Here is a 24,457-nt window from a genome sequence, read left to right on the forward strand (position 1 = left end):
TATATTTAGGGAACACATACTACAGATACATCCGAAAAAATATTTTTTGGTCTTACTCAGAACGCGATAAACCTTGTCACTATCGTATTTCCAAGAGGGAGTCGCCGCCTTGCACTCCAATCAACTGTGCAGGCTGTACATTGTAAAGTATTTAATGCAAGTAGATTAATTCAACTTATATAGCAAAAAAAATATGTGCGAGTATATGAAAAATGGAGAATTATAATTTGCCTTAGCAATTAAATGAAGGCATTTTTGATCGAATTATTGAAGAGTTTCAAGAATATTTGAAAGTTCTACGTCAGAAAGCTAGAGAGTTGAAGGTACATAGTGCTTATACTTGGGGAAAAGAGAATCATATACATTTTACGCTTCTGTACTTTGTGAAGAACGGGAAAGCTGAATTATATAGAAAAGAGGTGCCACCTTGTTTATTGGAAAGAGTTTAACCAACATCCGTGTGATGAATGAATTGAGCAGGGGGCAGTTGGCTAAGAAAGTAGGAGTGACTGAACAAGCTATCTGGCAATATGAGAATGGCTATACGTCTCCGAAGTTGGATGTCGTAAATAGGTTTAAGTGTTCAAGTGTCCGTACGACTGCATTTTTCCGCAGACGAGAGACGAAAAAATAGCCCTCATCCGTCATGCGGTCGAACCGTTCGTAATCTAAATAGCCGCGATCTAACACATACAGGCATTCCTTGTCATAAACCAGTACTTCCAGCTGTCCACGATCGTGTTCCTTGGCGTTCGTCAAAACGGCCTTGTCAGGGTAGGAACAACCATTTTCCAAGAACACAAGCCGCAATGAAGCTTAATGCCGGACTTCGTTTTTCGGAATTCTGCCCAAGTTAATATTGGTTGGATATTATTATGGTATATGACTGAGGATATAAAGAACAATTACGTGCAGGTTAGTTATGGAGATATGTCAACGTCACATGCGTTGATCACCATATTCATTCCGCGAATGACTGTTAATAAAGTAATGGAAAAAGGATAATATTTACACTAACTATACTGTATGGTATATTACTGGAAGCTATATATTATGTATAAGATCGGGGTTATTATGACAATAAAGCAACGTAAGCTAATCTTTACCATAATAATAATCTATACTGCTTTGATATTATACTTTCTGTTTTTTGGTGTGGGTAGACCTGGTGCAGCAGTAAGTAATAACGAATATCAATTTAATTTAATTCCCAATATATTTTCATACGGATTTCTCACCATTTCAGACTTGAAATATTTTCCGTGTGGTTTTTTTGAATTAGGAAATTTTGCAGGATTCATCCCTTTAGGCATATTGATTCCTATGCTATATCGTTGTAAATTTTTTAGGTTCATTTCATTGTTTTTCTTGTCAATCCTCATAATAGAAACCGTACAAATGCTAACTTTTCTCGGTAGCTTTGATGTGAACGATGCAATCGTCAATACAGTAGGTGCAGCAGTAGGGTTTTGTGCATACAAAATTGGTTTTCGTTTCACCAATTCTTGGAGAAACATCACTTTTACTATTCTGACTGTTGTGATCCTTTCAATAGCAGTAATAGGTTTTTCAGAGTTACTAAATAAATCTTTCACAAAAATAGAAGGACCCGTTATAGCTTTACATGAACTGTATCCAAGTGGAAATATACTAGTAGATAAAAATCTTCAAAGTTTCGAAATTGGACACGAAAAAAATGATCCAAAAATTAACTTTTATAGTAGCAAAGGCGATAATGTAGAAACATTTACCTATGCCTTTGGTGGAAAAGATATTGTGCTTTCTTTAAACTACGGGATTCCTGATAACGCTAGTGACAATGATGGTAGGGTAATTATTTCTGTTAATGGGCAAGAGATAGAAACCTATTCCAATATGGACCAAGTTTCTTCCGAATTGAATATGGATAAGGTAAATGAACTTACAATCACAATTAAAGGGAATGCAGTGTTATGGGATGTTACAATTAAAGAAATGAAGTATTGGTGGAATTAACAATCTACTTTTTATATTAACAGCTGATTAAATATCTACAAGGGGATGTTTTGATTTGTTATAAACATCCTGCTATTTCTTCATATCAATTAATAAAAAGGTTTTTCCTTAGTAGGCTGGACAGATGTTGCGTTTTTATCAATCTATTCTAAAAGACCAATACTGAGAAGTACCGGTTCCAAGAGTTATTTGGGAACCTGGTACTTTTTTTATTTGAAACATTTGGATTTGGCATCATACCATGAAAAGTAGCGTTCCCAAAAACAGTAACTGGATTGTTTAACAAGCTTCTTCAATGGGGAAAATACAAAGCAAGGCCCTGCCGATAAAACCGGTTGCGCCATGCTCATTCATCCCGATCTGCTGTGTTCATCGGACTTGGTCACCGGCATGGCCAAAACGCCTACTATAATGAAACTTGAGGAGATCTCGGATTATGGAAAATAACCCATCCTATTTTTATCGATTTTTAGAGCCGGTATCTGAACAACTGGCGAAAATGGCTGAAGGGCTTGAAAAGAGTATTTATTCCAGTCCGCAGACGATGCTGATGCACACACGGACTTTTGTCGAAGCGATCCTGCAGCGGGTCATGATTGCGGAACAGCTGTCAGGTGGAGAAAGCTTTACACTTAAAGACAAACTTGATTTGCTGGAGAAAAAGGGGATGCTGGAAAAGGAAGTCATCGATGCGTTTCATCAGGTCCGAAAAAACGGAAACTCAGCGTCGCACGAAACCAGAACCTTCCGCTATTCAGAGGCTCTCATTTCTTGGGAGGCGATCTATACAATCGTCGGGTGGTATGTGAAGAAATACTGTCCTCAGGATGTGAAGGTGCCGGCTTATCAGGATCCGGAACCAACAAAGGGTGATGAAACCGAAGTATCTGAAATGGAAGCGAGGCTTCAAAGTATGGAAGCCCTAATTCATTCAAATATTCAACAACAAAAAGGGCTCACTGAGGAATTCGAGACAGCGACAGGATCGGGTAACCCCGAAGATGCCATGACGGGTCTGGCATCGGCCCGCGCGATTGTGTATAAAGACCGAAGTCTTGAGGTGCCGCAATTTCTTCGGGATGCTTTCCTGCTGCCCCAAAGATTCGAGGAGTCAGAGAGTTTTCTCACAATTCTCGGGGCTGAACAAGAAGTAAGGATTATGAGTGAACTGCCGAATAATCTGGAAGGATTGCATAACGATGTGGAAGGATTCAGTGAAAAAAGTGATGAAACCCTGTTTAATGAACTGAAACATTTTATTAAAGAAGAGACTGTCAGACGTGAGGTGGAGTGGACGCATCCAGGAAAACTCGTCCTGTTCTATAAGACAGACTATGTCATCGTAACCGATCAACTGGCACATATCCCGCTGACTGAAGAGGAATTCACGGGAAGCCAGATCCTCTTTCAGCAACTGTATGAAGATCAGATTGAAAGGGTCGGTCAGCTGCCCAAAGACCTGGCCGCCTTAACTAAATACGATAACGTTGATTTCGAAACGATAGAAGAACTATTTGTGCAGTTGAAGGGGAAGTAAGCTGCAATTGACTGGGGATAACGCACCCGGTCTTTTTTGTATACGTCTAGTGTCTACTATAATAATTCGTAAAATATAATGGTAATAGGGTGGTTAGCTAGTCAGATTTTATTCGAGTTGTAATAAACACAGTTATTTACAGTACCTTTGTTATTGCTGTAAAAAAATAATAGAAAGAGTAGATAAGGGGGAATGATCATAAAAACTGCAACAACGCCTATATAAAATAAAAGGTACCAGCTTCAAGAATTTCTCTTGAAACTGGTACCTTTTGTCATACACGAAACTTACTGATCAAGTTCCACCTGGCTCCGTACCAAATAATCAAATGCACTCAATGAGGCAGTTGCGCCGGAGCCCATGGAAATAATAATCTGTTTGTACGGGCTGTCTGAGCAGTCTCCTGCTGCAAACACGCCGGGTACGTTGGTAGCACCTTTTTTATCAGTCAAAATTTCACCGAAGCGATTGCGTTCGACTGTGTCGCCAAGCCAGTCCGTGTTTGGCACGAGACCAATCTGGACGAATACGCCGGACAATTCAATATGCTTCTCTTCGCCAGAATCGCGTTCGACGTATGTTACACCGTTTACTTTGTCGGTTCCGGTAATTTCTTTTGTCTGCACATTTGTATAAACTGTAGCGTTCGGCAAGCTATTCAAACGTTCCTGAAGAACAGCATCCGCTTTAAGTTCCGGAGCAAACTCAAGAACCGTGACATGATTGGCAATTCCCGCAAGGTCAATCGCAGCTTCTATACCCGAGTTTCCACCGCCGACAACTGCAACGTCTTTTCCTTCAAATAAAGGACCGTCACAGTGCGGGCAGTAGGCAACGCCTTTGTTGCGGAATTCTGCTTCGCCGGGAACGCCGATATTACGCCAGCGTGCACCTGTGGAAAGGATGACCGTTTTACTTTTCAGGACGGCTCCATTTTCCAATTCTACTTCGATGAGTTCCTTTTTCTCCAGCCGTTTAGCTGTCTGCAGGTTCATCACATCGATGTTGTAGTCTTTCACATGTTCTTCCAGGCTAGCCGCAAGTTTTGGACCTTCTGTGCGGTTCACGCTGATAAAGTTTTCAATCGATGCTGTATCCAAAATCTGACCGCCGAAACGATCAGCTACAATGCCTGTACGGATCCCTTTGCGTGCAGCGTATATAGCAGCGCTTGCGCCAGCCGGTCCGCCGCCGACAACGAGCACTTCAAACGGCTCTTTGTCTTCAAACTCTGAAGCATCAAGTCCGCTGCCCATTTCAGCCAGAATCTCTTCCACTGTTTTTCGGCCGCTGGTGAAAGGCTCTCCATTCAGATAAACTGTCGGAACAGCGAGGATATTCTTGCTTTCCACTTCTTCTTTATAAGCTGCGCCGTCAATCATCGTGTGCGTAATATTCGGGTTCAATACACTCATGATGTTCAAAGCCTGTACGACTTCCGGACAGTTTTGACAGCTCAGGCTGATATACGATTCGAAATGGTGCTTGCCTTCGATATTTTTCACTTGATTGAGGACTTGCTCGTCCACTTTTGGCGCTCTGCCGCTTACCTGAAGCAACGCGAGTACAAGTGAAGTGAACTCATGGCCAAGAGGAATACCGGCAAATACAATACCCGTATCTTCTCCCGGACGGTTAACACTAAAGCTTGGAGTTCTTTCCAATTCCGTTTTTTCTACTTGAATGAGGGAAGACATAGCGGACAGTTCATCTACTAATGCCTCCATTTCCTGCGATACTTTATCAGTTCCTGTACTGAGTTTCAGCTGTATCTCATTCTCCATCATCTCAAGATATTGGGATAGCTGTGCTTTAATATTCGCGTCTAACATATGAACCGTCTCCTTAAATTTTTCCTACAAGGTCAAGGCTTGGCTTAAGTGTTTCGCTGCCTTCCTTCCATTTAGCCGGGCACACTTCGCCTGGATTGTTGCGTACGTATTGTGCAGCTTTAATTTTATTCACAAGAACGCTTGCGTCACGGCCAATTCCGTCTGCGTTGATTTCAGCTGCCTGAACGACACCGTCCGGATCGATAATGAATGTCCCGCGCTGTGCAAGACCAGCTTCTTCATCCAGTACGTCGAAAATGCGTGAGATTTTTTGTGAAGGGTCACCGATCATGATGTAACGCAGTTTGCTGATTGCATCTGAGTGATCGTGCCATGCTTTATGTGTAAAGTGAGTATCTGTAGAAACAGAATACACTTCCGTATCCAATGCTTTTAATGCTTCGTATTGGTTTTGAAGATCTTCTAATTCAGTAGGGCAGACAAATGTGAAATCTGCAGGGTAGAAGCACACAACGCTCCATTTTCCTTTTAGGTTCTCTTCTGTAACCTGAATAAATTCTCCGTTACCGCTGTTGTACGCTTCTGCCTTAAATTCTTCGATTTGTTTTCCGATCATTGACATAAAAAATTCCTCCTAAAGTGTTTTTGATGACTATACAGCCATCAGGATAAACTAAATTCTAGAATAGAATAATTCTAATTCCATAATCATTATTATACGAATTAGCATTTTTGTCAATTGTATTGCTTACAAACAATAAAATCGTCAGTAAGATTGTTCAATCATATTTTATTAGCAATAAAAACGCCGTTTCAAAGTTTCAAATTCTCAATTAAAATATTTGGTTATCAGTTACTACAAACTTTAACATACTAGATTAGCTGTAGGTTACTAAGCGTGCTCCTAACTAGCTTCTCCTTTCGTAAAATCCAATTCTAACAGAATATTTGCAGAGGGCTTCGATGTGCTGGAGACTTATTCAAATAGTTTACGACTTTATTCAAGGAAAATCTCGGGGATGTGATGCAGATCATCGGTGTGATTGATCGAAATGAGGGTAGAGAGAAAATAGAGAGATTTCATTGTAAGGGAAAAATTATCTGAGTCTGTAACCTTTTCCATTCCCATTCGACTACTTCTATGAGAACGAAAAAAGGAGCTGTTTATCTATGAAAATGAACAAAATTGTACCATTCGCGATGTCTGCATTACTTGTGGGCGGCGCAGCCCTGCCTGCAGGAGTTTTTGCAAAAGGAGGAGAGAATACAGAAGAAATGCAAGTGAAACCATCATTTGTACAAGTTGGCGGAACGATTGAAGAAGTAGAAAAAGTCGATTACGCAACACTTTACACAATTAAAAATGGTGAAGAAATCAATGTATTGGCTGTCACGAAAGAAGCACTGGTCTTTGACAATACCGGTAAACAGGTAGAGCTGAAAAAGGGCGATAAGGTTACTGGATACACGGATGCTGATAAACCGATGATCATGATCTATCCCCCTCAGTACACAGTGGATGCGGTGATTGTTGAAACGGAAAAAACAGGCTCTGTGGCAGTTGGGACGTTTGATAAAGAATTAGTGGATTCCAACCTCAAACTACAGTTAAACGTAGGTGAAGATACAGACCTATCAAGCGTTTCAGGCAAACAAGTGAAGGCTGCTGATCTGGCAGAAAAAGATTTGCTCGTATTTTACACAATGACGACAAGAAGCATCCCGGCACAGACAACACCTGAAAAAATCATCGTTCTTGATGGAAAAGCAACTGATCCAGGAACGAACTCTGCTGTTGACAAAATCATCGCGGCAGATCACAAAATGGTGGATGGCGTGATGATGGTTCCGCTTCGTTTGATCGCGGAAGAGCTTGGTTATCAGGTTAAAACAACAGGTAAAGGCGCTATCTTATCCAAAGATGCTAAATCCTTTACGATTACTCGCGGCGAGAAAAAGTACGGTTACAATAAATCACTGCGTCAATTTGAAGTGGCACCGGATCTTCTGGAAACAAATAAAACATACGTACCCACTTCATTTGTTGACGATTTGATGGAGTAATCTGCAATAAAACAACCAACGCTTCGCTGCATTTTATAACCAAACAATTAATTTTTCAGAAAACTGTTGACACTTAGTGTGGTGTATTGTAATATTGCATACAATATATCAGTTCAGACTAAGAATGGAACTAGTAAGAGTGTTTGTGTCTTTGGAGAGAGTCGATGGTTGGTGAAAATCGGCAGGCGCACATTTTGAACTCATCCAGGAGTCACTCCCTGAAATTAAGTAAGGGATGTCGGTTTCCTCCGTTATCGGGATAGACAGTGTTTGCTGTCGATAAGTGGATTTGTTCATTTGAGCGAATCAATTAGAGTGGTACCGCGAGTATAATCTCGTCTCTATATTTTTATATAGAGGCGGGATTTTTTTATCTGTAACCAGATAAAAACTCGGGCGGATGTCATAGATTTTGTTAGGAGTGAATCGTGCAAGCACGATTCAAAATCTAGACGCAATCATGCGGAGGCACGATTGATTTTATAATTTATATCACAAAGGAGTGCAGAGGAATGAGCAGAAAAATTTGGGTGTTTGATACAACGTTACGTGATGGCGAGCAAGTACCGGGTGCAAAATTAAATCTTTATGAAAAGGTGGAAATTGCGCAGCAGCTCAAAAAGCTGGGTGTCGATATTATTGAAGCTGGATTCCCTGCCTCCTCCCAAGGTGATTTTAATGCAGTGCAGGCAGTTGCCCAGAAGGTCGGTAACACAAGTAACATTATGATTACCGCCCTGGCGCGTGCAGTTCAGGCAGATATTGATTCTGTTTACAACGCAGTGAAGCACGCGGAAAATCCAATGATTCATATGGTGCTGGGTACATCAGATATTCATGTGGAGAAAAAATTCAATAAATCAAAAGACCAAATACTGCAAATCGGCGTGGATGCCGTGAAATATGCAAAAACATTAATGCCTCAAGTCCAGTATTCAACGGAAGATGCGTCTCGTTCAGAGTTTGAATATTTATGGCACACGATTGAATCTGTCATGAAGGCAGGAGCGACGATGATTAATGTGCCGGACACAGTGGGCTTTGCAGAACCGGAAGAATTCGGTGCCATGATCTTCAAACTGAATGACCGAATGAAGAACCTGAATCCAGACGTTTTATTGAGCGTTCATTGTCACAATGATCTGGGCATGGCGACAGCGAATACACTGGCGGCGGTCAAAAATGGTGCAGATAAAGTAGAGTGTACAATCAATGGAATTGGCGAACGAGCAGGAAACGCGGCGCTGGAAGAAGTCGTGATGGCATTGAAAACAAGAAGTTCGATCTATAACGTGGAGACGCAAATTAACACGAAAGAAATTATGAATACTTCTCGTTTAGTATCGAGTTTTATGGGGCTGGACGTACAGGTTAATAAAGCGATTACCGGCGATAATGCATTTGCTCATTCATCCGGTATTCATCAAGATGGTTTACTGAAATCACGCGATGCGTATGAGATTGTCCATCCTGAAGATGTAGGTCTGGACGATATGGAACTGATTCTGACAGCGCGTTCCGGTCGTCATGCTGTGAAAAACGCACTGGAGAATCTAGGTTTCAGTCATTTGGCACAAGAAGACTTTGAAGGGATTTTCGAAGGGTTCCTGGCATTGGCGGATATTAAAAAGGAAGTATATGACCATGATCTGTATGTTATAGTGGAAAACTATTATGAAAAGAATGATAAGACCAATGTCACAAACTACAGCGATCATTTCTTTGAGTTTGAAGATCTGCAAGTTGTCAGCAATTCAAGTTTCCCTTCTGCCAGTGTGAAGATACGCCAGGGTGGAGAAGTCTTTAGGTCGAGCGCAGTCGGCTCTGGTCCGATCGACGCGCTGTATTCAGCCATAGCAGAAATCACAAAAATCAGCGTGAAGCTAGTGGAATATGATATAAGCAGTGTATCACGCGGGAAAGATGCTCTTGGCAAAGTGAAAATCACTATTTCACATGAAGGAGAGAAATTCATCGCAAAGGCAGCAGATACAGATATTTTAAAAGCGAGTGCATTGGCGTATATGAATGCGATTAATAGCGTGATTGTCGCTAAAATAAAGGAAATACCTGTGGAACAGCCGGTTGTAAATAGTTAACTGCAGAATAGAGAAAAAGGCAGCCATCCAGTCAAACTTGGACAGCTGCCTTTTCTCACGCATAAATATAAAACAAATATTCCTGCCCGTTCTGCACAGGGTCCTGCGCAAACGTATAGCCGTGCGCTAGTGCTTCTTCAGGAACGTTGCGGAATGAGCCGGGGCAATCGGTGATGACTTGCAGCAGCTCTCCTTTATTCATTCCTTCTAAAGTTTCCAGCGTATAGATGACGGGATAAGGACATGATTCTCCACGCAGATCGAGTGTGAAATCGGCTTCCTTTTCAGCTGACATGTGCTTTCATTCCTCTCTTGACCGCTAACTTTCGGTGATAGCGTTTTTCCCAATAAACCGTTAAGGCGTAAAGTACGCCAAGCATTACGAGTGTGGCAGAAATAGCACCAACTGGCCCAATTGAATCCAGCAGATTGATTTTTGAACCGCCTTTGACCAATACATTATACACCCAGAGATGATCCCAAGCATATGCGAGGAACGTAGCGCCAATAATATTTCCTGCAAAGACAGGCAAGAACAGCAGCTGTCCTTCCATTAGTCTGTACATCATGCCGGTTTCACAGCCCGATGCCATGACAATGCCGACTCCAAACAGCACTCCGCCTACAAACGTGCTCATCGCCGCAATTTGCGTGATCGGCGTCAAATCGTAAATAGAAATTACGATGACAGTAAGGATAGAACTGACTGCCATTCCGATAATGATCGCTTTTGCCATTACACTGCGGCCAACGAGAAATAGATCCCGGAATGCCGATGTGAAGCAGATTTGTCCCCGTTCTATTAGAATACCGAAAAACAGTCCAAACATTGCACCCAAACCAAGAAACTTCTGGCCGGTTGCGAAGAAATAGATGATTAATCCGATGTAGAGGATAGCGATTATTCCGCCGACATACGGCTGTATCACGCGTTTTTTAACATTTGATGGTTTCGCGGCACCCCGTGTTAACGTAGGTTTGCCTTTCCACCAGCGTGTTTTCGTAAGCTGCGCACCGAAGAACGTTCCGATGCCAGTTGCCACAATAAAAATCCAAGAGTGGATGGAAAACTGAGGAACACCTGTGAAGAATGCCGCCAAGTTACAGCCAAGTGCTAAACGCGCGCCGAATCCAGCAATGATGCCGCCGACAAGTCCTTGGATATAACGACGTTTCTGTTTCGGAAGACGAATTTTGAAACTATTGCTAAACAGCACCATAATCAGAGCACCGATGAACATTCCCCAGACAATCCAGCCATCCGGGCGATTCCAGGTTGTTCCTTTCAGATGTACCATATCGAAATACTGCCATCCGGAAATATCCACTCCAAATAGCAGCAGGAGATCTCCTCCGAGCCGGGTGAATTCACCGGTTACAGCCCAAACTGTTGACGTTAAGCCGAAATAGAGTGCACTCAGAACTCCGGCAATCAGTAATACAACATAGGGGTTCCAATAGCGTGTGAAAATAGGTTGAATCAAAGATTTCATTTGCGAGGGGCCCCTTTATTAAAGTTCTTTTTTTAGTTTAGTCTTTATTTATGAGAAATCAAGTGCAGATAGAATGAAAATGAAGCGATTACGAGTCTCGAATTCATTCATTAAACTCCTAACCGCCCGCTATTATTGATCTATAATTGTCAGTAATTCCCGAATGTCTGTCCGTTCCTGCACTTCTGGAACATGTTTCGGATAACCGATCATCAGCGTTCCGATAATTTTTTCATCTGACTTTATACCGACAGCTCCTTTGAATACTGGATCATTTATCCAGTCATTCGTCCGCCAGATCATACCTATTCCGCGCTCCCATGCAGCAAGCTGGAAATTTTGAATAAATGAGGATACAGCCGCGAAGTCTTCATCCCATTGTTTCTGGCGGGAAGGTTCTGGCATGTAGACTACGAGATGCAGCGGAATTTCACGGAAATACTCTGCCTTTTTCTTCGCTTTATCCGGTAAGTTGCTGTCTCTCATTTGAGAAGCAAGAAAGGCATCGACAAATTTCTCTTTGCCTTCATTCGCATATAACTGAAAACGCCAAGGTTCCGTCAATTTATGATTCGGTGCCCATTTGGCAACATTGAGCAGTTCAATCACTTCATCTATCGCTACAGGATCTGATTTGAATTTTTTGATGGACCGTCGGCCGATCATTGCATTTTCCAAGTCGTTTTTTCCTTTATCGTTCATAAATAAAACTCCTCTCAGCTAACTGAAAACCATTATCATTTACTATGATAACAGGGTCGTAGAGATTTACAACTAACACACGGAGTGAATGAGGGTTTCTTAATGCGCCTGTTTACTTCGAAGAAATATCGATGTTTTGCGTTGTTCTACATAGCGCAAAAATCTAAACAGCGGTGGAAGGCTGATAGAGACCATGATGACCCGCAGTACTTGTACAGCTACGACAAATGTAGCGTCTCCGTTCAGCACAAGGGCTGTTGTCGACATTTCTGCAATTCCGCCCGGGGCAAAGGCTAGCCCTGAAGTGAGGAAAGTGATATCGGTGAAGCGGGATACTGCGAAAGCACATGCAAACATGGCAATAATCAGTCCCCAAATACTCACGAATGAAACAAATAATGTCCTAGTCAAACCCGCAAACATTTCTTTCGTAAAACGGGAACCGATGCTGGCACCGATCAATATTTGCGAAATAATCAACAGACTTGCCGGCCACCAGGAGATAAACTCATAACCAATCAGCACCGTCCCGAGTGTTTTCATCAAGGCAATACTGATCATACTTCCTATTAGCCATGGAGCAGGGAGCTTTAATAGCTTGCCTGCATAGCAACCGATCACAGCGATTCCGGCAAATAGAAGCGTAACTGCTATCTGCTGCGGCTGAAAAATGGTCTCTACAGTAACAAGAGATGCGGGGATCGTATGACCGAACCAGACAGTAATGACAATTGGGATGATCAGAATGACCATGAACGCCCGCAGTGTTTGTACGATGCTGACGACTCCAGTATTTGCCCCGAATTCTTCAGCAATTACGGGAATGGAAGAAAGACCTCCCGGCGTTGTGGCAAAAAAGCTGGTCAGCATATCCAGTTTGCTGTATTTCCATAAAAATAGTCCGGTGATTAGTGAGATGACAACAGACAGCAACAGCATGATGATGACGGTTAGCCAATTATCGTGAAATACTGAAATGACTGTGCTGTTTACCCGCTGTCCGAGTTCAATACCTAAAATGAGCTGTCCAATATAAAGCCAATACTTTGGCAGGCCATTATAACTTTGCGGTAAGTTTATCAGATGGGGAAAGAAAATGGAGAGAACAGTGGCGGTTAAAAGGGTACCGATCATCCAGCCAATCGGAAGCCCTGTCAAAGATACGAGCAGACCTCCAAGCGCACTGACAGCAATGAAAGCAAAGGGCTTGACATGGTCTAAACCTTTCTTCATGAGGATTCCTTCTTTCTGATATTCTGTGGTGTATGGTATATCCATTGCTTGTTGTCTTAAGTATAGTATAATTTCAGGTATAAATAAAATACCGATTTATTATCATTGGACATAGATTAAACTAATGCCAGAAAGAAGGGAATCCAATGAATGAAAGAGACTGGCTTATATTGCAAATACTTTATGAAGAGAAAAATATTACAAAGACGGCACACCGACTCTATATTTCTCAGCCGGCATTAACCAATCGTCTGCAGCTGTTGGAAAAAGAATTCGGCGTGCAGATCGTTAACAGAGGGAGAAGGGGAATACAGTTTACACCTCAAGGAGAATATTTAGCGAGAAGCGCGCGTGAGATGCTGTTGAATATCCAAACGATCAAAGACCATGTCATTAATATGGGTGATCAGCTGACAGGCACACTGCGTCTTGGCGTTTCCACATTTTTTACGGACTATATGCTGCCTGATTTGTTGAAGTCATTCAAAGACCGGTATCCAGACGTGGAATTCAAAGTGACCACTGATCTCAGTAGCCAGATTGCTCATTTGATTTACAATCAAGACGTGCACATAGGCATTGTCAAAGGTGATTTTACCTGGAAAGATGAAAAGCAGCTTTTATTGGAGGAAACGATTTGCATTGCATCAAAAGAAAAAATCGCGGTAGAAGACCTGCCATATCTGCCGCGTGTTGATTATCATACGGATTCTCTATTAAAAAGCTCTATCGACAATTGGTGGACAGAACATTTTGCCCAGCCCCCGACCGTCAGTATTGAAGTGGATAAATCCGATACATGCAAGAAAATGGTCATCAACGGCCTGGGATATGCCATTTTGCCAAGAATGATTGTCAACGATGCACCTGATCTGTATAAAATTGATATCACGAAACTGAACGGTGATCCAATCGTCCGCAAAACGTGGATGCTCTATCACAAAGACTCTTTGCACCTGAATATCGTAAAAGCTTTTGTAGACTTCATGGAAGAGGAATTCCATGGACAGTTTAATAAAATGTAATGAAAAATTGAAAAACCCGCCGACAGTTGTCGACGGGTGCACTCTTTTTATTTTGTATAATAAATCGGAGAACCAGGTCCTAAATCAATGCCCAGCAACATCCAGATAACGAGCGTGATACTCCAGAACAGCAAGAAGAACATGGAGTAAGGGAACATGACCGAAACCAGTGTTCCGATTCCCATTTTCTTATCATACTTCTGCGCAAACGCGATGATGATCGCAAAATATGTCATGAGCGGAGAAATGATATTCGTAGAGGAATCTGCCACACGGTACGCCATTTGTGTTAATTCCGGAGAATAGCCAAGCTGCATCATGATCGGCACAAATACCGGCGCCATCATCGCCCATTTAGCAGACGCGCTGCCGATAAATAGGTTGATGAATGCGGCAATCAAGATGAACATTAGCAGCAATGGAATTCCTTTCAGACTTATGCTGTCTAAGAACTCAGCTCCGTAAACACCGAGCACCAAGCCCATATTTGATTCAGAGAAAAACGCCACGAATTGACTTGCTGTGAACGACAGCACAATGAACATACCCATGGCAGCCATCGTCGTAGACATCATCGCTGCCACATCTTTATCGTCACGGATCAATTTCGTTACTTTTCCGTAGACAAGTCCTGGAACAAAGAACATAAATGCAATAATCGGTACAAGTGATTTCATAAATGGTGATTTAATAATCGGCATATCGCCCTCGTCTCCGCGCAATGGGGCACCAGGGAAAATAACAAGCAAAGCAACCAGAATACCTGCAACAATTATAGAAACACCAGCCCAAATCAATCCTTTTTTCTCAAGAGCCGTCAGTTTCTCAACTTTTTCACGGTATTCACCGTTATACTCACCAAGACGCGGTTCGACAATCTTTTCCGTTACCCATGCCCCGACAACTGTCAGCACAATTACAGAAAATGCGATGAAGTAATAGTTCATGGCAATATTCATGCCGTCCGCATATTCAGGATTAATAATCGCTGCCGACATAATTGTCAATTTACCGAGCATCGCATCCGTACCTGACAGCAATAAGTTGGCACTAAATCCACCGGAAACCCCAGCGAATGCCGCAGCCAAACCTGCTAACGGATGCCGTCCTAAAGCTGCGAATAAAACTGCACCAAGCGGCGGCAATACTACATATCCTGCGTCAGAAGCAACACTGGACATAACTCCTGCAAATACCAATCCAAGCGTGATCAGACGCTTCGGTACAGACATCACAAAGCCGCGAAGCAATGCACTGATCAATCCCGAACCTTCTGCCACCCCAATCCCGAGCATCGTAATCAATACAACGCCGAGCGGAGCAAAGCCGATGAAGTTATCCGTCATGTTGGTGATAATGTAATGGATACCTTCACTGCTTAATAGATTATGTACTTCGATCATTTCGCCTTCTTTACCCGGATGCTCAGCACTGATGCCGAAGTAAGACACGACAGCCGACAATACAATAACCAACAGAGCAAGAGACGCAAACAATGTTACCGGATGGGGCAGACGGTTACCGGTTTTCTCAATCATATCCAAAAACTTCTGGAAAAAACCTTTTCTTTTCGTTTCCAAGATAAACACCTTCCTCTAATGAAAATTCTGAATCTTTATGTTATAGAATTCTTAAATTTTCTAAACTTATTTCAGTATATAGAAGAAGGATATCGAATTAAATACCTTAACAAATTAATTAAATTGGAAAATAGTTGTGACTTATAGGAAGATGGTGAATAGTTGGGTAAGTGTCTATACTATAGGCTTAATTATAAAGGGATTACAATTAAACACACTTTCAGAATCAGCTAAATCCAGTGGTTTTAATTGTAAAATATTAATTTATTTCGGCCGCCGCTCCTTAAAACCGCGCTTAAAGATTTCCTGCACATTATTAATCGTGACATAGGCATCCTCATCAACGCGCTCCAAAATTCGACGCAGTTGCACGACTTCCGTCTGGTTGATGATGACGTAGAGAATCGGCTGCGTTTCGAGCGTATATCCACCGCGCCCTTCTAAAATTGTCACACCCCGGCCCATCGTATTGAGCAGTTCCTGCCTTATATTCTCCTGGTGTTTAGAAATAATCATCACTGCTTTTCGGTCATCAGCACCGTCCACAATCTTATCGATAATCTTCGCCCCAATGAACACGGCGACAAGCGTATACATCGCTTTCTCTTTCCCAATGACAAATACCGACAGTGAAATAACGGTAATATCAATGACGAGCATGGACTTCCCGACGCTCCAGCCAAGAAACTGCTGCATTAGCCTGGCTAGTGTTGTGGCACCGCCTGACGTGCCGCCCACACGGAAAATAATCCCTAGACCGGTTCCTACAAATACACCCGCAAATAATGCCGCAAGCAGTGTATCATTGCCTAACTGTTCGCCCCATGTTTTTGTTAATTCAAGGAAGATAGACGTGAAGACGATAGTGATGAGTGTGTAAATAATCGTCTTCTTATTGAAAAACTTATAACCGATCACAATCAACGCGAGATTAATAATGAAATTCACGAGGCCTGGTGACCATTCGAATAAATAGTATGTAATGATAGTGATCCCAATGACGCCGCCTTCTGACAGCATATTTGGTATCGCAAAATAGTTAATGCCCAGTGCAAAAAATAAGGATCCAATAAATAACGCGGAGTAATCAATTAGTTTTCTCTGCACTCAATTTCCTCTTCTCAAAAAAGGCGACATACAGTTGTATGCCACCTTACGTATTTTGTGAAAAATTTAGGGTTAGACTACTATACCAATAGTTCAGCAGAATTAAACCTCTAACTTGCTTCCAACTTCAGTCAGCGTCGATGAAAATACCTTTGATCACTGGTATGCCGTCATCGTTTTTCCCTTTATAGCTGCCGTACACCGTCACTTCAGTGCCTTCAGCAATTTCTGTGCGTTCGCTAAGGCGGATATCATCAACTTGTACGATTTCTTGTGTAGAATCGCCGCTCTGTACGTCCATTTTCCCGTCTTCATATACCGTGACGGTGCCAACAAATTTTATTTTTGCGTTGACGGCTACTTCATCATTTGAAAGAGAGGCATAATTCTGTTCCTCGGTGTCGGCTTTCAGTCCTTCTTCCATTCCGACCGCCGCCTGTTCTTCCACGACATCTTTTTGCTGTTCTTCTGCAGGTTTAGTTTTCTCTTCATTATTGCAGGCTGCGAGCATGGCAGCTGCTATCATCAACATCATAATTCTTTTCATTCAAAATCGCCCCCGTATGTAATCATAAAGAATTTTGCGCAAAAAGAAAAGGCTCATCACGTAATGGCGACTTCAGGGTGGTATGTTGTGGTTTGGTAACCCTTTGGCGCTGGGGGCCCCTTACGCTGTGTAGAATGATCATGTTGAGTCAGGACTACAACCGAAAGAATAGAATGGACAAAAGGGAAGATTATATGGGGGAAGGATGGGGCGTTGAACAAGTCGTTTACGAAATCAACGGTCGCTTTATTATGTTTAGTCGTGATTTGGGGAATCAGCTGGCCGATCTATAAGGTTTCAGCTGCGTTTGCGCCACCACTGTTATTCTCAGGCATGCGTGCTTTGCTTGGTGGATGTCTCGTTACCATCATTATACTGAAGAGACGCAACCGCTTAAACTGGCGGAAAAACTGGCCGAAATATTGTATCTCCGCATTATTGAATACGGTGCTCTTTTTTGGACTGCATACAATCGGTCTCGGGTTTCTGCCTGGCGGACTGTTTTCGGTTCTCGTTTATTTTCAACCGGTGCTGCTCGGTGTCTTTGCGTGGATGTGGCTTGGTGAACAGATGACACCAATAAAATTGCTCGGCCTTATTATCGGATTCATAGGAATTGTGATTGTTGGTTTGGACGGGTTAACGACGCATGTGTCATTTATCGGAGTCATGCTCGGATTGTGTACCGCATTCTTCTGGGCGCTTGGTGTAGTGTATGTCAAAAAGGTCAGCCAGGAAATTGATGCATACTGGATGGTAGCGATGCAGTTTGCTATCGGCGGCATGGTTCTTCTTATCGCAGGCTCGATGACGGAAAGCTGGTCTGCAATTGAATGGAACAGTCTGTATATTTTCGGCCTTGGTTTTGGCGCAACGATGGGTATTCCGGTAGCGTATGTCATTTACTATAGTCTTGTAAATGCCGGCGAAGCCAGCAAGGTAGGTGTCTATACGTTTTTAGTGCCGGTAATTTCAGTTTTCGTAAGCACAGTCGTCTTACACGAGCCGGTGACATATAAACTGTTAATTGGATTAATATTAGTGGGGGTCAGTATCTACTTCGTCAACCGTCGTACAGAAAAGTCTGCTATACTAACCAAATAATTAATAAAGGAATGGGTTGAATGTATGCACAGGAATGGATTCAGTATTTGGATTTGGAGCCACATCCTGAGGGTGAATTCTACAAATCGACCTATCAATCGCAATTGACGACGGAGTGTCCGCAAGGGAACCGCCCGCTCTACACCAAGCAGTAAGCATATAAATTGATGGAGACAAAAAGGAATCCAATTCGAATACGAGTCGGATTCCTTTATATATATACGAGCGAATTGAAAGTGTTACAATGAAATATTCATTTGTATTCACTTCTACTTTATTGGTAAAGTGTGCACCTTTAATCAGTACGGAAATTGGCGTTGACCATAGCTTACTGAAATCCATTTCATTGTCGTAAATTCATCTAGACTCCATTGGCCGTTTAATCGTCCAATTCCTGACTGACCCTCTCCTCCAAACGCTACGATTGGCTCATCATGTATCGTAATATCATTGATATGAATCATTCCTGTGTGAATATTCTTCGCCATTTCTACACCGGTCTCTACGTTTGCAGTGTGAATCGCTCCGCTAAGGCCAAAACGTGTATCGTTGGCAATATCAATCGCTTCTTGTTTATCTTTAAAAGGAATTACACAGACAACAGGTCCAAATAGTTCTTCCTGGGCAATTGTCATTTTAGGTGTGACATTGCCGATAATTGTCGGCTCCATCAAATTTGACTCGACAGACCCCTGCAGAATTATGGAAGCGCCTTGCGTAATGCTATTATCAATCATTGTGCTTAAGTTACCTGCTTGACGTTCGTTCACGACAGGACCGATGATAGTTTCTAAATCTCTTGGATCTCCTACTTTTAATGAACTTACTTTTTGTTTATATTTTTCAACGAATTCTTCATATACGTCTTCATGTACTAAGATGCGATTTGCTGACATACAAATTTGTCCTGAATGTGTAAAACGACTGAACGTTGCAGTTGTAACTGCATAGTCGATATCAGCGTCGTCCATCACGATGAATGCACTGTTACCGCCCAATTCAAGAATCGGCTTTTTAAAGTGTTTCATCGCAACTTGTCCAATATGACTCCCTACTGTTGTAGAACCAGTGAATGAAATGATCCGAGGAATTGGATGCTCAATGAAAGCATCGCCAATTTCATTTATATCCGTCACAACGACGTTTATAAGCCCAGTCGGTACACCGGCTTCTTCAAAGATTTTTGCTATTAATGTGCCGCCCATGACCGGAGTTTCTTCATGTGGCTTAATGACAACGCCGTTTCCTGCCCCAAGTGCAGGTGCTACAGATTTCATTGATAAGAAGAATGGGAAATTGAATGGGCTGACAACCCCAACAACCCCAACAGGAATACGATATAATCTATTTTCTTTATTGTCTTCAATAGAAGGTAAGATTTTACCTTCCATTCGTAATGGGAACGTTGCAGCTTCTTTAATCATATTTTTGACGAGTCCAATTTCGAATGCTGCTTTCAAACGGGTAGCACCCAGTTCGTCAATAATTAGCTCTGTAATTTCATCTTCGTGTGTCTCAATGTAGGTAACAGCATTTTCGAGAATAGCTCTTTTCTTATACGCATTTACTTTTTCCCACTCTTTTTGAGCATCAAATGACGCTTGGTAAGCCTGATCGATATCTTGTACTGTTGCCATCGCAATAGTAGATAGGACTTCACCATTATATGGATTTTTATTTGTAAGTTGCTTTCTGCTTTCTCCGTCTCTCCAAGTACCGTTAATATACTGCTTGCTCAGTGATTGAATAGTTAGCATGACTTACCTCCTGTGTTGGATAAACTTCCTTCATGTTTGTTGTTGTACAAGCATAGTATACGGTTCCTATTAAATGGAATCAATTGCCTCTTTAACCGGCGTGTCTCCGTTGACGACTTGAAATTCTTTGCCGATGGTCGCGTCATTTTCCAGACATGCCAAAATGACTTGAGCAATATTTTCTCTGGCTACTTCGGAAGGCTCAACAGTTGCCGCCGCTTCAATTTTTCCTGTGCCCGCGTCATTTGTCAGGGCACCCGGATGGACTATCGTATAATCGAGGTCTGCTCCGCGCAGCCACTCGTCTGCATAATGCTTCGCCGCAACATACGGAGCGAATGAAGAGGAAGCTTCCTGAATCGCTTTTCGTGTTGTATCGTACGAGCTGATCATGATGAAACGCTTTACATTAGCTGCTTTTGCCGCTTCAATTGTTTTGACAGCTCCGTCTAAGTCAATGAGGATGGTTTTATCGGGACCTGTTTTTGGCCCGGAACCCGCTGTGAAGACGATGGCATCGACGTCTTCAGCAGCTTTCGTAATATCGTCGATTTCACCTTCCAGATCAACCAGTGCTGTTTCAGCACCTAATTCTTCGAAAAAGGAAGCTTGCTCCTGTTTACGGATCATCGCTTTTGCTTCCATTTTTTCATGATCCTGAATCAATGTAACGAGATGTTTCCCAATTTGTCCGTTTGCACCTACAACCAGTACTTTCACAATATGACATCCTTTCGAGATATAAAAACCTATTCTAAGATGTACCCTGTTCCATAACTCTCAAAACTGCACAAACATTTTCAGCTTGTTATAATATGTACACGAATACTATTTTCATTAGGAGACACTATATATGAATACAAAATCAGCCTGGCTTCAAATTTCACAATCGGAAGCTGTGCGCATCGCGATTATTGCCATCCTGACCGCTTTGACCGGTGAATTAAAGGTTTTGCCGTTTGCAGACGAATCTTTCCGGTTTGCACTGGGGGGAATCGTATTTTTTTTGCTGATTTTAATATACCCTCCGGTTTCTATGTTGCGGACGGGGTTTATCACGGCTGTGACTGTTGTCGTGTTCCGTGTAATTGAAGAAATGTGGTTCGGTGCAGGTTTCGAAGAAAGTTTGCGCATGCATGTACCGGTTTTCTTATTTTATTTCATCATCGCAACCGGCTGGCACTTTGCTGATCTGGAAAAGTATAAATTGTTTCCGTTACGATTAGGTGCTTTGGCATTTTTATTCGAAGTGATGAGCAATACGTCAGAGCATGCACTTCGGAACTTTTTGACGCATGAATCCATGCTGGCAAAAGAGTGGGGCGTCCTGGTGGGGGTAGCTTTGCTGCGAAGTTTTTTCACAGTGGGACTTTATAGCTCAGTAGCGTTATCGAAAGAGAAACAGCGGGTGGAAGAAATGCTTGGCGTTGGTGCAGAAATGTATGCAGAAACGATGTATCTTCAGAAGTCGATGAACAATATTGAGATGATCACTGCTTCGAGCCACGACCTGTACCGCAAGCTCAAGAAAGAAGGGCATACTGAACTCAGTACGCAGGCCCTTTTGATTGCCCAGGAAATCCATGAAGTGAAGAAAGATTCACAACGGATTTTAGCAGGACTGTCGAAGTGGACGAATCGGGAGGAAGTAACATCGTTTTACATATCTGATTTATTAGCGCTCGTTGTGACTGCCAATGAAAAGTACAGTGAATTAATTGGGCGCGACTGTACGATTGAAACAAAAGTAGACAGGGATTTTCAGACCGATCAGCATATCCCGCTGCTCGCGGTGCTCAATAATCTGACGTCTAATGCAGTTGAAGCGCTGGAAGGGCTGGGCCATGTAAAGATTACGGTTGAAATTAAAGATGAGAAGGTTCATTTTCGTTTAGAAGATACGGGGAAGGGCATTCCTTCTGAACATGAAAATGTTATTTTCGAGCCCGGGTATACGACGAAGTTTAATGAACAGGGTGTGGCGGCGACAGGGATTGGATTGTCGCATGTAGCGGCGATTATTGAATCGATGAACGGCGATATCGCTGTGGAGCGGCTGGAAGCAGGGCTGGCGGTTACGGTCCGAATTCCTGTTGAATCGATTATGAAGGAGACGTAATTATGAGGTATTTCATTGTGGATGATGATAAAGCAAGCCGCTTGATGTTGAAGAATATTCTAGTTGAGCAGAACTTGGGTATGGTCATCGGAGAGGCGGAAAGCGGCGGCAATGCCATTCCGCAAATTTTGTCACTGGCTCCTGATCTGGTGCTAATTGATTTACTGATGCCTGAACTAGACGGCATCGAAACGATTCAGCAACTGAAAACACAGGGATTCACCGGACAGTTCATCATGCTGAGTCAGGTAGTCAGCAAAGAGATGGTGGGGGAAGCGTATCAAGTCGGTGTGGAGTTTTTCATTCATAAGCCGATCAATCAAATTGAAGTGCAAAGCGTGCTGCGCAGAACGACTGAGCAGCTTCGACTGAAAAACTCCCTTCTGACAATTCGGGAATCACTGGCACAACTTGGTGCTGAAGAACAGTCGAAACCTGCACGTCCTGTTAAAGATATCGTTCTGTCCAAACTGCATGACATGGGCATTATAGGTGAGAATAGCACCCGCGATATTGTCGCCATTACAGAAGTACTGATTGAACGTAATGTCGCACAGCTTCCTCCATTAAAAGAGTTGTATGAAGTAGCTCTTGGTAAAATGGGGATCGAGCAAAAAGATATTGCCAAAGAGAGCAAAGCGATGGAACAGCGGATCCGGCGTTCTATTCAAACTGCCATGGATCATCTCGCCTCTCTCGGAGCGGTGGACTATACCATTGATGAATTCGAGTATTATGCGCCCCGCTACTTTGATTTTCAGGAAATAACCCAGCGGATGAAGCAGATCCAGGAAGAGAGTTTTATTATCAGGCCCTCTAAAGTCAACAGCAAGAAGTTTTTGCAAGTTTTATATATAGAGACAGCTGAAGAGCAAAAAAAGTTTTTGTAGGATGATGTAGAATTTTGTAGGTTTTCCGTATAATTCTCGTAAGTACTTCAAGAAAGCGTTTTCAGAAGTAAGACGGAGGGGGATTATCTATGAAAAAGAAATTTAAACTGTCGTTGGCTTATCAGATTCTGATCGGGCTGGTACTTGGTATTGCGGTCGGAGCCATATTTTATGGTAATCCTAAAGTGGAAACGTACTTACAGCCGATTGGGACCATGTTCATCAATATGATCAAGATGATTGTTGTACCGATTATCATTTCTACATTGGTGATCGGAGTAGCAGGTACAGGAGATATTAAAAAATTAGGTAAATTAGGCGGTAAAACGCTTTTATATTTTGAGATCGTCACAACGATTGCGATTATTGTTGGATTGATGTCAGCAAATATTTTCAAACCGGGTGAAGGCATTGATATGTCATCACTGGAAAAAGGCGATATTTCGAGCTACGTTGAAACAACTGAAGATGTGCAGAACAGCGGATTCATGGATGTATTGGTTGGTATCGTTCCAAGCAATATTGTAGAGTCCATGTCAAATGGCGATATGCTGCCGATTATTTTCTTCTCTGTTTTATTCGGGTTGGGTGTGGCAGCGATCGGTGAACGGGGAAAACCGGTTCTGGATGTTTTCCAGGGAGTTGCCGATGCGATGTTCTGGGTAACGAATATGATTATGAAGTTTGCGCCGTTCGGGGTGTTCGCACTGATTGGTGTGACGGTTTCTAAATTCGGTTTGGAATCGCTTATTCCAATGGGGAAATTGATGATTCTGGTATACGCAACTATGATTTTCTTCATTATCGTCGTACTGGGCGGTATTGCGAAGATTGTCGGAATCAATATCTTCCATCTGATGAAAGTGCTGAAAGATGAGCTGATCTTGGCTTATTCTACTTCAAGTTCTGAAACGGTATTGCCGAAAGTGATGGAGAAAATGCAGAAGTTCGGCTGTCCGAAAGATATCGTGTCATTCGTTGTGCCTACAGGATATTCATTCAATCTGGACGGATCTACACTGTATCAGGCATTGGCTGCAATGTTCATTGCGCAGATGTACGGGATTCAGTTGAGCATCACGGAACAGATTACACTGGTTTTAGTGTTAATGATCACGTCTAAAGGAATTGCAGGCGTGCCGGGCGTTTCATTCGTCGTATTACTGGCGACGCTTGGAACAGTTGGTATTCCGCTTGAAGGCCTGGCGTTCATTGCCGGAATCGACCGTTTGCTCGACATGGCGCGCACAGTGGTCAACGTGGTAGGAAATGCGTTGGCAACCGTTGTCATGTCGAAGTGGGAAGGACGCTTTGGTACGGAGCACGTGAAAGAAGAGCAAGATCCGCAGTTTGTCTTGGCGGAAGAGAAATTAATTTGATGAAATGAATGCTGTCCTCTTTGTGAGGGCAGT

22 protein-coding genes, 1 pseudogene and 1 other annotated feature are annotated in these 24,457 nt (G+C 42.6%); of the genes and pseudogenes, 11 read left to right on the plus strand and 12 right to left on the minus strand.

Annotated features, from left to right (window positions below; all coding sequences use genetic code 11):
• Positions 1-463: 463 nt before the first annotated feature.
• Positions 464-634 carry a helix-turn-helix domain-containing protein gene (locus tag Q1J64_RS09125; RefSeq protein ID WP_301108818.1) on the plus strand — a complete coding sequence of 57 codons (171 nt, stop codon included), beginning with the start codon at positions 464-466 and terminating at the stop codon, positions 632-634.
• On the opposite strand, the pseudogene Q1J64_RS09130 reads toward Q1J64_RS09125, so the two are convergent.
• Positions 571-851, minus strand: a pseudogene (locus Q1J64_RS09130) (transposase); the annotation flags it as partial. The gene Q1J64_RS09125 and the pseudogene Q1J64_RS09130 overlap by 64 nt on opposite strands.
• A 202-nt stretch (positions 852-1,053) precedes the next feature.
• Here Q1J64_RS09130 and Q1J64_RS09135 point away from each other — a divergent pair.
• Together Q1J64_RS09135 and Q1J64_RS09140 are read left to right on the plus strand one after the other, a co-directional pair.
• Positions 1,054-1,995 (plus strand): VanZ family protein, encoded by a 942-nt coding sequence (locus Q1J64_RS09135; RefSeq protein ID WP_301108755.1) that lies wholly within the window; start codon positions 1,054-1,056, stop codon positions 1,993-1,995.
• 436 nt (positions 1,996-2,431) lie between these two features.
• Positions 2,432-3,532, plus strand: coding sequence for a DUF4145 domain-containing protein (locus Q1J64_RS09140; protein ID WP_301108756.1), 1,101 nt, complete (start codon positions 2,432-2,434; stop codon positions 3,530-3,532).
• 287 nt (positions 3,533-3,819) lie between these two features.
• Here the strand turns inward: Q1J64_RS09140 and ahpF are convergent, their stop codons facing one another.
• Both ahpF and ahpC read right to left on the minus strand, forming a co-directional pair.
• Positions 3,820-5,364 (minus strand): alkyl hydroperoxide reductase subunit F, encoded by a 1,545-nt coding sequence (gene ahpF, locus Q1J64_RS09145; protein ID WP_301108757.1) that lies wholly within the window; start codon positions 5,362-5,364, stop codon positions 3,820-3,822.
• 13 nt (positions 5,365-5,377) lie between these two features.
• Positions 5,378-5,947 carry an alkyl hydroperoxide reductase subunit C gene (gene ahpC / locus Q1J64_RS09150; RefSeq protein ID WP_301108758.1) on the minus strand — a complete coding sequence of 190 codons (570 nt, stop codon included), beginning with the start codon at positions 5,945-5,947 and terminating at the stop codon, positions 5,378-5,380.
• A gap of 548 nt (positions 5,948-6,495) precedes the next feature.
• Here ahpC and Q1J64_RS09155 point away from each other — a divergent pair.
• On the plus strand, positions 6,496-7,389 hold the full coding sequence (locus Q1J64_RS09155; RefSeq protein WP_301108759.1) for a stalk domain-containing protein: 894 nt from the start codon (positions 6,496-6,498) through the stop codon (positions 7,387-7,389).
• Positions 7,390-7,500: 111 nt separating this feature from the next.
• Positions 7,501-7,735: a binding site (T-box leader), on the plus strand.
• A 166-nt stretch (positions 7,736-7,901) separates the two neighbouring features.
• Complete coding sequence (locus Q1J64_RS09160) at positions 7,902-9,488, plus strand: 2-isopropylmalate synthase (protein ID WP_301108760.1); 1,587 nt, start codon at positions 7,902-7,904, stop codon at positions 9,486-9,488.
• A gap of 55 nt (positions 9,489-9,543) precedes the next feature.
• Here Q1J64_RS09160 and yedF read toward each other — a convergent pair whose 3' ends face one another.
• The 4 genes from yedF to Q1J64_RS09180 form a co-directional block, all read right to left on the minus strand.
• A complete protein-coding gene (yedF, locus tag Q1J64_RS09165; RefSeq protein ID WP_301108761.1) occupies positions 9,544-9,783 on the minus strand; it encodes a sulfurtransferase-like selenium metabolism protein YedF in 240 nt (79 codons plus the stop codon).
• On the minus strand, positions 9,773-10,981 hold the full coding sequence (gene yedE / locus Q1J64_RS09170) for a selenium metabolism membrane protein YedE/FdhT (RefSeq protein WP_301108762.1): 1,209 nt from the start codon (positions 10,979-10,981) through the stop codon (positions 9,773-9,775). Before yedE ends, yedF begins: the two co-directional genes overlap by 11 nt.
• Positions 10,982-11,113: 132 nt before the next feature.
• Complete coding sequence (locus Q1J64_RS09175; protein WP_301108763.1) at positions 11,114-11,683, minus strand: nitroreductase family protein; 570 nt, start codon at positions 11,681-11,683, stop codon at positions 11,114-11,116.
• Between the two features lie 99 nt (positions 11,684-11,782).
• A complete protein-coding gene (locus Q1J64_RS09180; RefSeq protein WP_301108764.1) occupies positions 11,783-12,916 on the minus strand; it encodes an AbrB family transcriptional regulator in 1,134 nt (377 codons plus the stop codon).
• A gap of 146 nt (positions 12,917-13,062) precedes the next feature.
• Between Q1J64_RS09180 and Q1J64_RS09185 the strand changes: the two genes are divergently transcribed.
• Positions 13,063-13,941 (plus strand): LysR family transcriptional regulator, encoded by an 879-nt coding sequence (locus Q1J64_RS09185; RefSeq protein WP_301108765.1) that lies wholly within the window; start codon positions 13,063-13,065, stop codon positions 13,939-13,941.
• 47 nt (positions 13,942-13,988) lie between these two features.
• Here the strand turns inward: Q1J64_RS09185 and Q1J64_RS09190 are convergent, their stop codons facing one another.
• The 3 genes from Q1J64_RS09190 to Q1J64_RS09200 form a co-directional block, all read right to left on the minus strand.
• Positions 13,989-15,521, minus strand: coding sequence for an AbgT family transporter (locus Q1J64_RS09190; RefSeq protein ID WP_301108766.1), 1,533 nt, complete (start codon positions 15,519-15,521; stop codon positions 13,989-13,991).
• 264 nt (positions 15,522-15,785) lie between these two features.
• A complete protein-coding gene (locus Q1J64_RS09195; protein WP_301108767.1) occupies positions 15,786-16,628 on the minus strand; it encodes a YitT family protein in 843 nt (280 codons plus the stop codon).
• Positions 16,629-16,755: 127 nt separating this feature from the next.
• Positions 16,756-17,175, minus strand: a complete 420-nt coding sequence (locus Q1J64_RS09200) for a hypothetical protein (RefSeq protein ID WP_301108768.1) — start codon at positions 17,173-17,175, stop codon at positions 16,756-16,758.
• A 213-nt stretch (positions 17,176-17,388) separates the two neighbouring features.
• Between Q1J64_RS09200 and Q1J64_RS09205 the strand changes: the two genes are divergently transcribed.
• Positions 17,389-18,279, plus strand: coding sequence for a DMT family transporter (locus tag Q1J64_RS09205; protein ID WP_301108769.1), 891 nt, complete (start codon positions 17,389-17,391; stop codon positions 18,277-18,279).
• A 20-nt stretch (positions 18,280-18,299) separates the two neighbouring features.
• Positions 18,300-18,434, plus strand: coding sequence for a cupin domain-containing protein (locus Q1J64_RS16710; protein WP_367183375.1), 135 nt, complete (start codon positions 18,300-18,302; stop codon positions 18,432-18,434).
• A 144-nt stretch (positions 18,435-18,578) separates the two neighbouring features.
• Here the strand turns inward: Q1J64_RS16710 and Q1J64_RS09210 are convergent, their stop codons facing one another.
• Both Q1J64_RS09210 and Q1J64_RS09215 read right to left on the minus strand, forming a co-directional pair.
• The gene (locus Q1J64_RS09210) at positions 18,579-20,036 is read right to left on the minus strand and encodes an aldehyde dehydrogenase family protein (protein WP_301108770.1); all 1,458 of its coding nucleotides are present in this window, start codon (positions 20,034-20,036) and stop codon (positions 18,579-18,581) included.
• 69 nt (positions 20,037-20,105) lie between these two features.
• Positions 20,106-20,759 carry an SDR family oxidoreductase gene (locus tag Q1J64_RS09215; protein ID WP_301108819.1) on the minus strand — a complete coding sequence of 218 codons (654 nt, stop codon included), beginning with the start codon at positions 20,757-20,759 and terminating at the stop codon, positions 20,106-20,108.
• 130 nt (positions 20,760-20,889) lie between these two features.
• Between Q1J64_RS09215 and Q1J64_RS09220 the strand changes: the two genes are divergently transcribed.
• The 3 genes from Q1J64_RS09220 to Q1J64_RS09230 all read left to right on the plus strand — a co-directional run bounded on the left by Q1J64_RS09220 (position 20,890) and on the right by Q1J64_RS09230 (position 24,424).
• On the plus strand, positions 20,890-22,155 hold the full coding sequence (locus Q1J64_RS09220) for a sensor histidine kinase (RefSeq protein WP_301108771.1): 1,266 nt from the start codon (positions 20,890-20,892) through the stop codon (positions 22,153-22,155).
• A gap of 2 nt (positions 22,156-22,157) precedes the next feature.
• Complete coding sequence (locus Q1J64_RS09225; RefSeq protein ID WP_301108772.1) at positions 22,158-23,045, plus strand: response regulator; 888 nt, start codon at positions 22,158-22,160, stop codon at positions 23,043-23,045.
• Positions 23,046-23,134: 89 nt separating this feature from the next.
• The gene (locus Q1J64_RS09230; RefSeq protein WP_301108773.1) at positions 23,135-24,424 is read left to right on the plus strand and encodes a cation:dicarboxylate symporter family transporter; all 1,290 of its coding nucleotides are present in this window, start codon (positions 23,135-23,137) and stop codon (positions 24,422-24,424) included.
• The last annotated feature ends 33 nt before the right edge of the window (positions 24,425-24,457 follow it).

Source organism: Sporosarcina sp. (genome assembly GCF_029257255.1).
Lineage (GTDB): Bacteria > Bacillota > Bacilli > Bacillales_A > Planococcaceae > Sporosarcina.

Excerpts from the sequence above, each read along its gene's own strand:
- Q1J64_RS09125 (WP_301108818.1), top strand. The coding sequence starts at position 464 with ATGAATGAATTGAGCAGGGGGCAGTTGGCTAAGAAAGTAGGAGTGACT.
- Q1J64_RS09135 (WP_301108755.1), top strand. The coding sequence starts at position 1,054 with ATGTATAAGATCGGGGTTATTATGACAATAAAGCAACGTAAGCTAATC.
- Q1J64_RS09140 (WP_301108756.1), top strand. The coding sequence starts at position 2,432 with ATGGAAAATAACCCATCCTATTTTTATCGATTTTTAGAGCCGGTATCT.
- ahpF (WP_301108757.1), bottom strand. The coding sequence starts at position 5,364 with ATGTTAGACGCGAATATTAAAGCACAGCTATCCCAATATCTTGAGATG.
- ahpC (WP_301108758.1), bottom strand. The coding sequence starts at position 5,947 with ATGTCAATGATCGGAAAACAAATCGAAGAATTTAAGGCAGAAGCGTAC.
- Q1J64_RS09155 (WP_301108759.1), top strand. The coding sequence starts at position 6,496 with ATGAAAATGAACAAAATTGTACCATTCGCGATGTCTGCATTACTTGTG.
- Q1J64_RS09160 (WP_301108760.1), top strand. The coding sequence starts at position 7,902 with ATGAGCAGAAAAATTTGGGTGTTTGATACAACGTTACGTGATGGCGAG.
- yedF (WP_301108761.1), bottom strand. The coding sequence starts at position 9,783 with ATGTCAGCTGAAAAGGAAGCCGATTTCACACTCGATCTGCGTGGAGAA.
- yedE (WP_301108762.1), bottom strand. The coding sequence starts at position 10,981 with ATGAAATCTTTGATTCAACCTATTTTCACACGCTATTGGAACCCCTAT.
- Q1J64_RS09175 (WP_301108763.1), bottom strand. The coding sequence starts at position 11,683 with ATGAACGATAAAGGAAAAAACGACTTGGAAAATGCAATGATCGGCCGA.
- Q1J64_RS09180 (WP_301108764.1), bottom strand. The coding sequence starts at position 12,916 with ATGAAGAAAGGTTTAGACCATGTCAAGCCCTTTGCTTTCATTGCTGTC.
- Q1J64_RS09185 (WP_301108765.1), top strand. The coding sequence starts at position 13,063 with ATGAATGAAAGAGACTGGCTTATATTGCAAATACTTTATGAAGAGAAA.
- Q1J64_RS09200 (WP_301108768.1), bottom strand. The coding sequence starts at position 17,175 with ATGAAAAGAATTATGATGTTGATGATAGCAGCTGCCATGCTCGCAGCC.
- Q1J64_RS16710 (WP_367183375.1), top strand. The coding sequence starts at position 18,300 with ATGTATGCACAGGAATGGATTCAGTATTTGGATTTGGAGCCACATCCT.
- Q1J64_RS09210 (WP_301108770.1), bottom strand. The coding sequence starts at position 20,036 with ATGCTAACTATTCAATCACTGAGCAAGCAGTATATTAACGGTACTTGG.
- Q1J64_RS09220 (WP_301108771.1), top strand. The coding sequence starts at position 20,890 with ATGAATACAAAATCAGCCTGGCTTCAAATTTCACAATCGGAAGCTGTG.
- Q1J64_RS09225 (WP_301108772.1), top strand. The coding sequence starts at position 22,158 with ATGAGGTATTTCATTGTGGATGATGATAAAGCAAGCCGCTTGATGTTG.
- Q1J64_RS09230 (WP_301108773.1), top strand. The coding sequence starts at position 23,135 with ATGAAAAAGAAATTTAAACTGTCGTTGGCTTATCAGATTCTGATCGGG.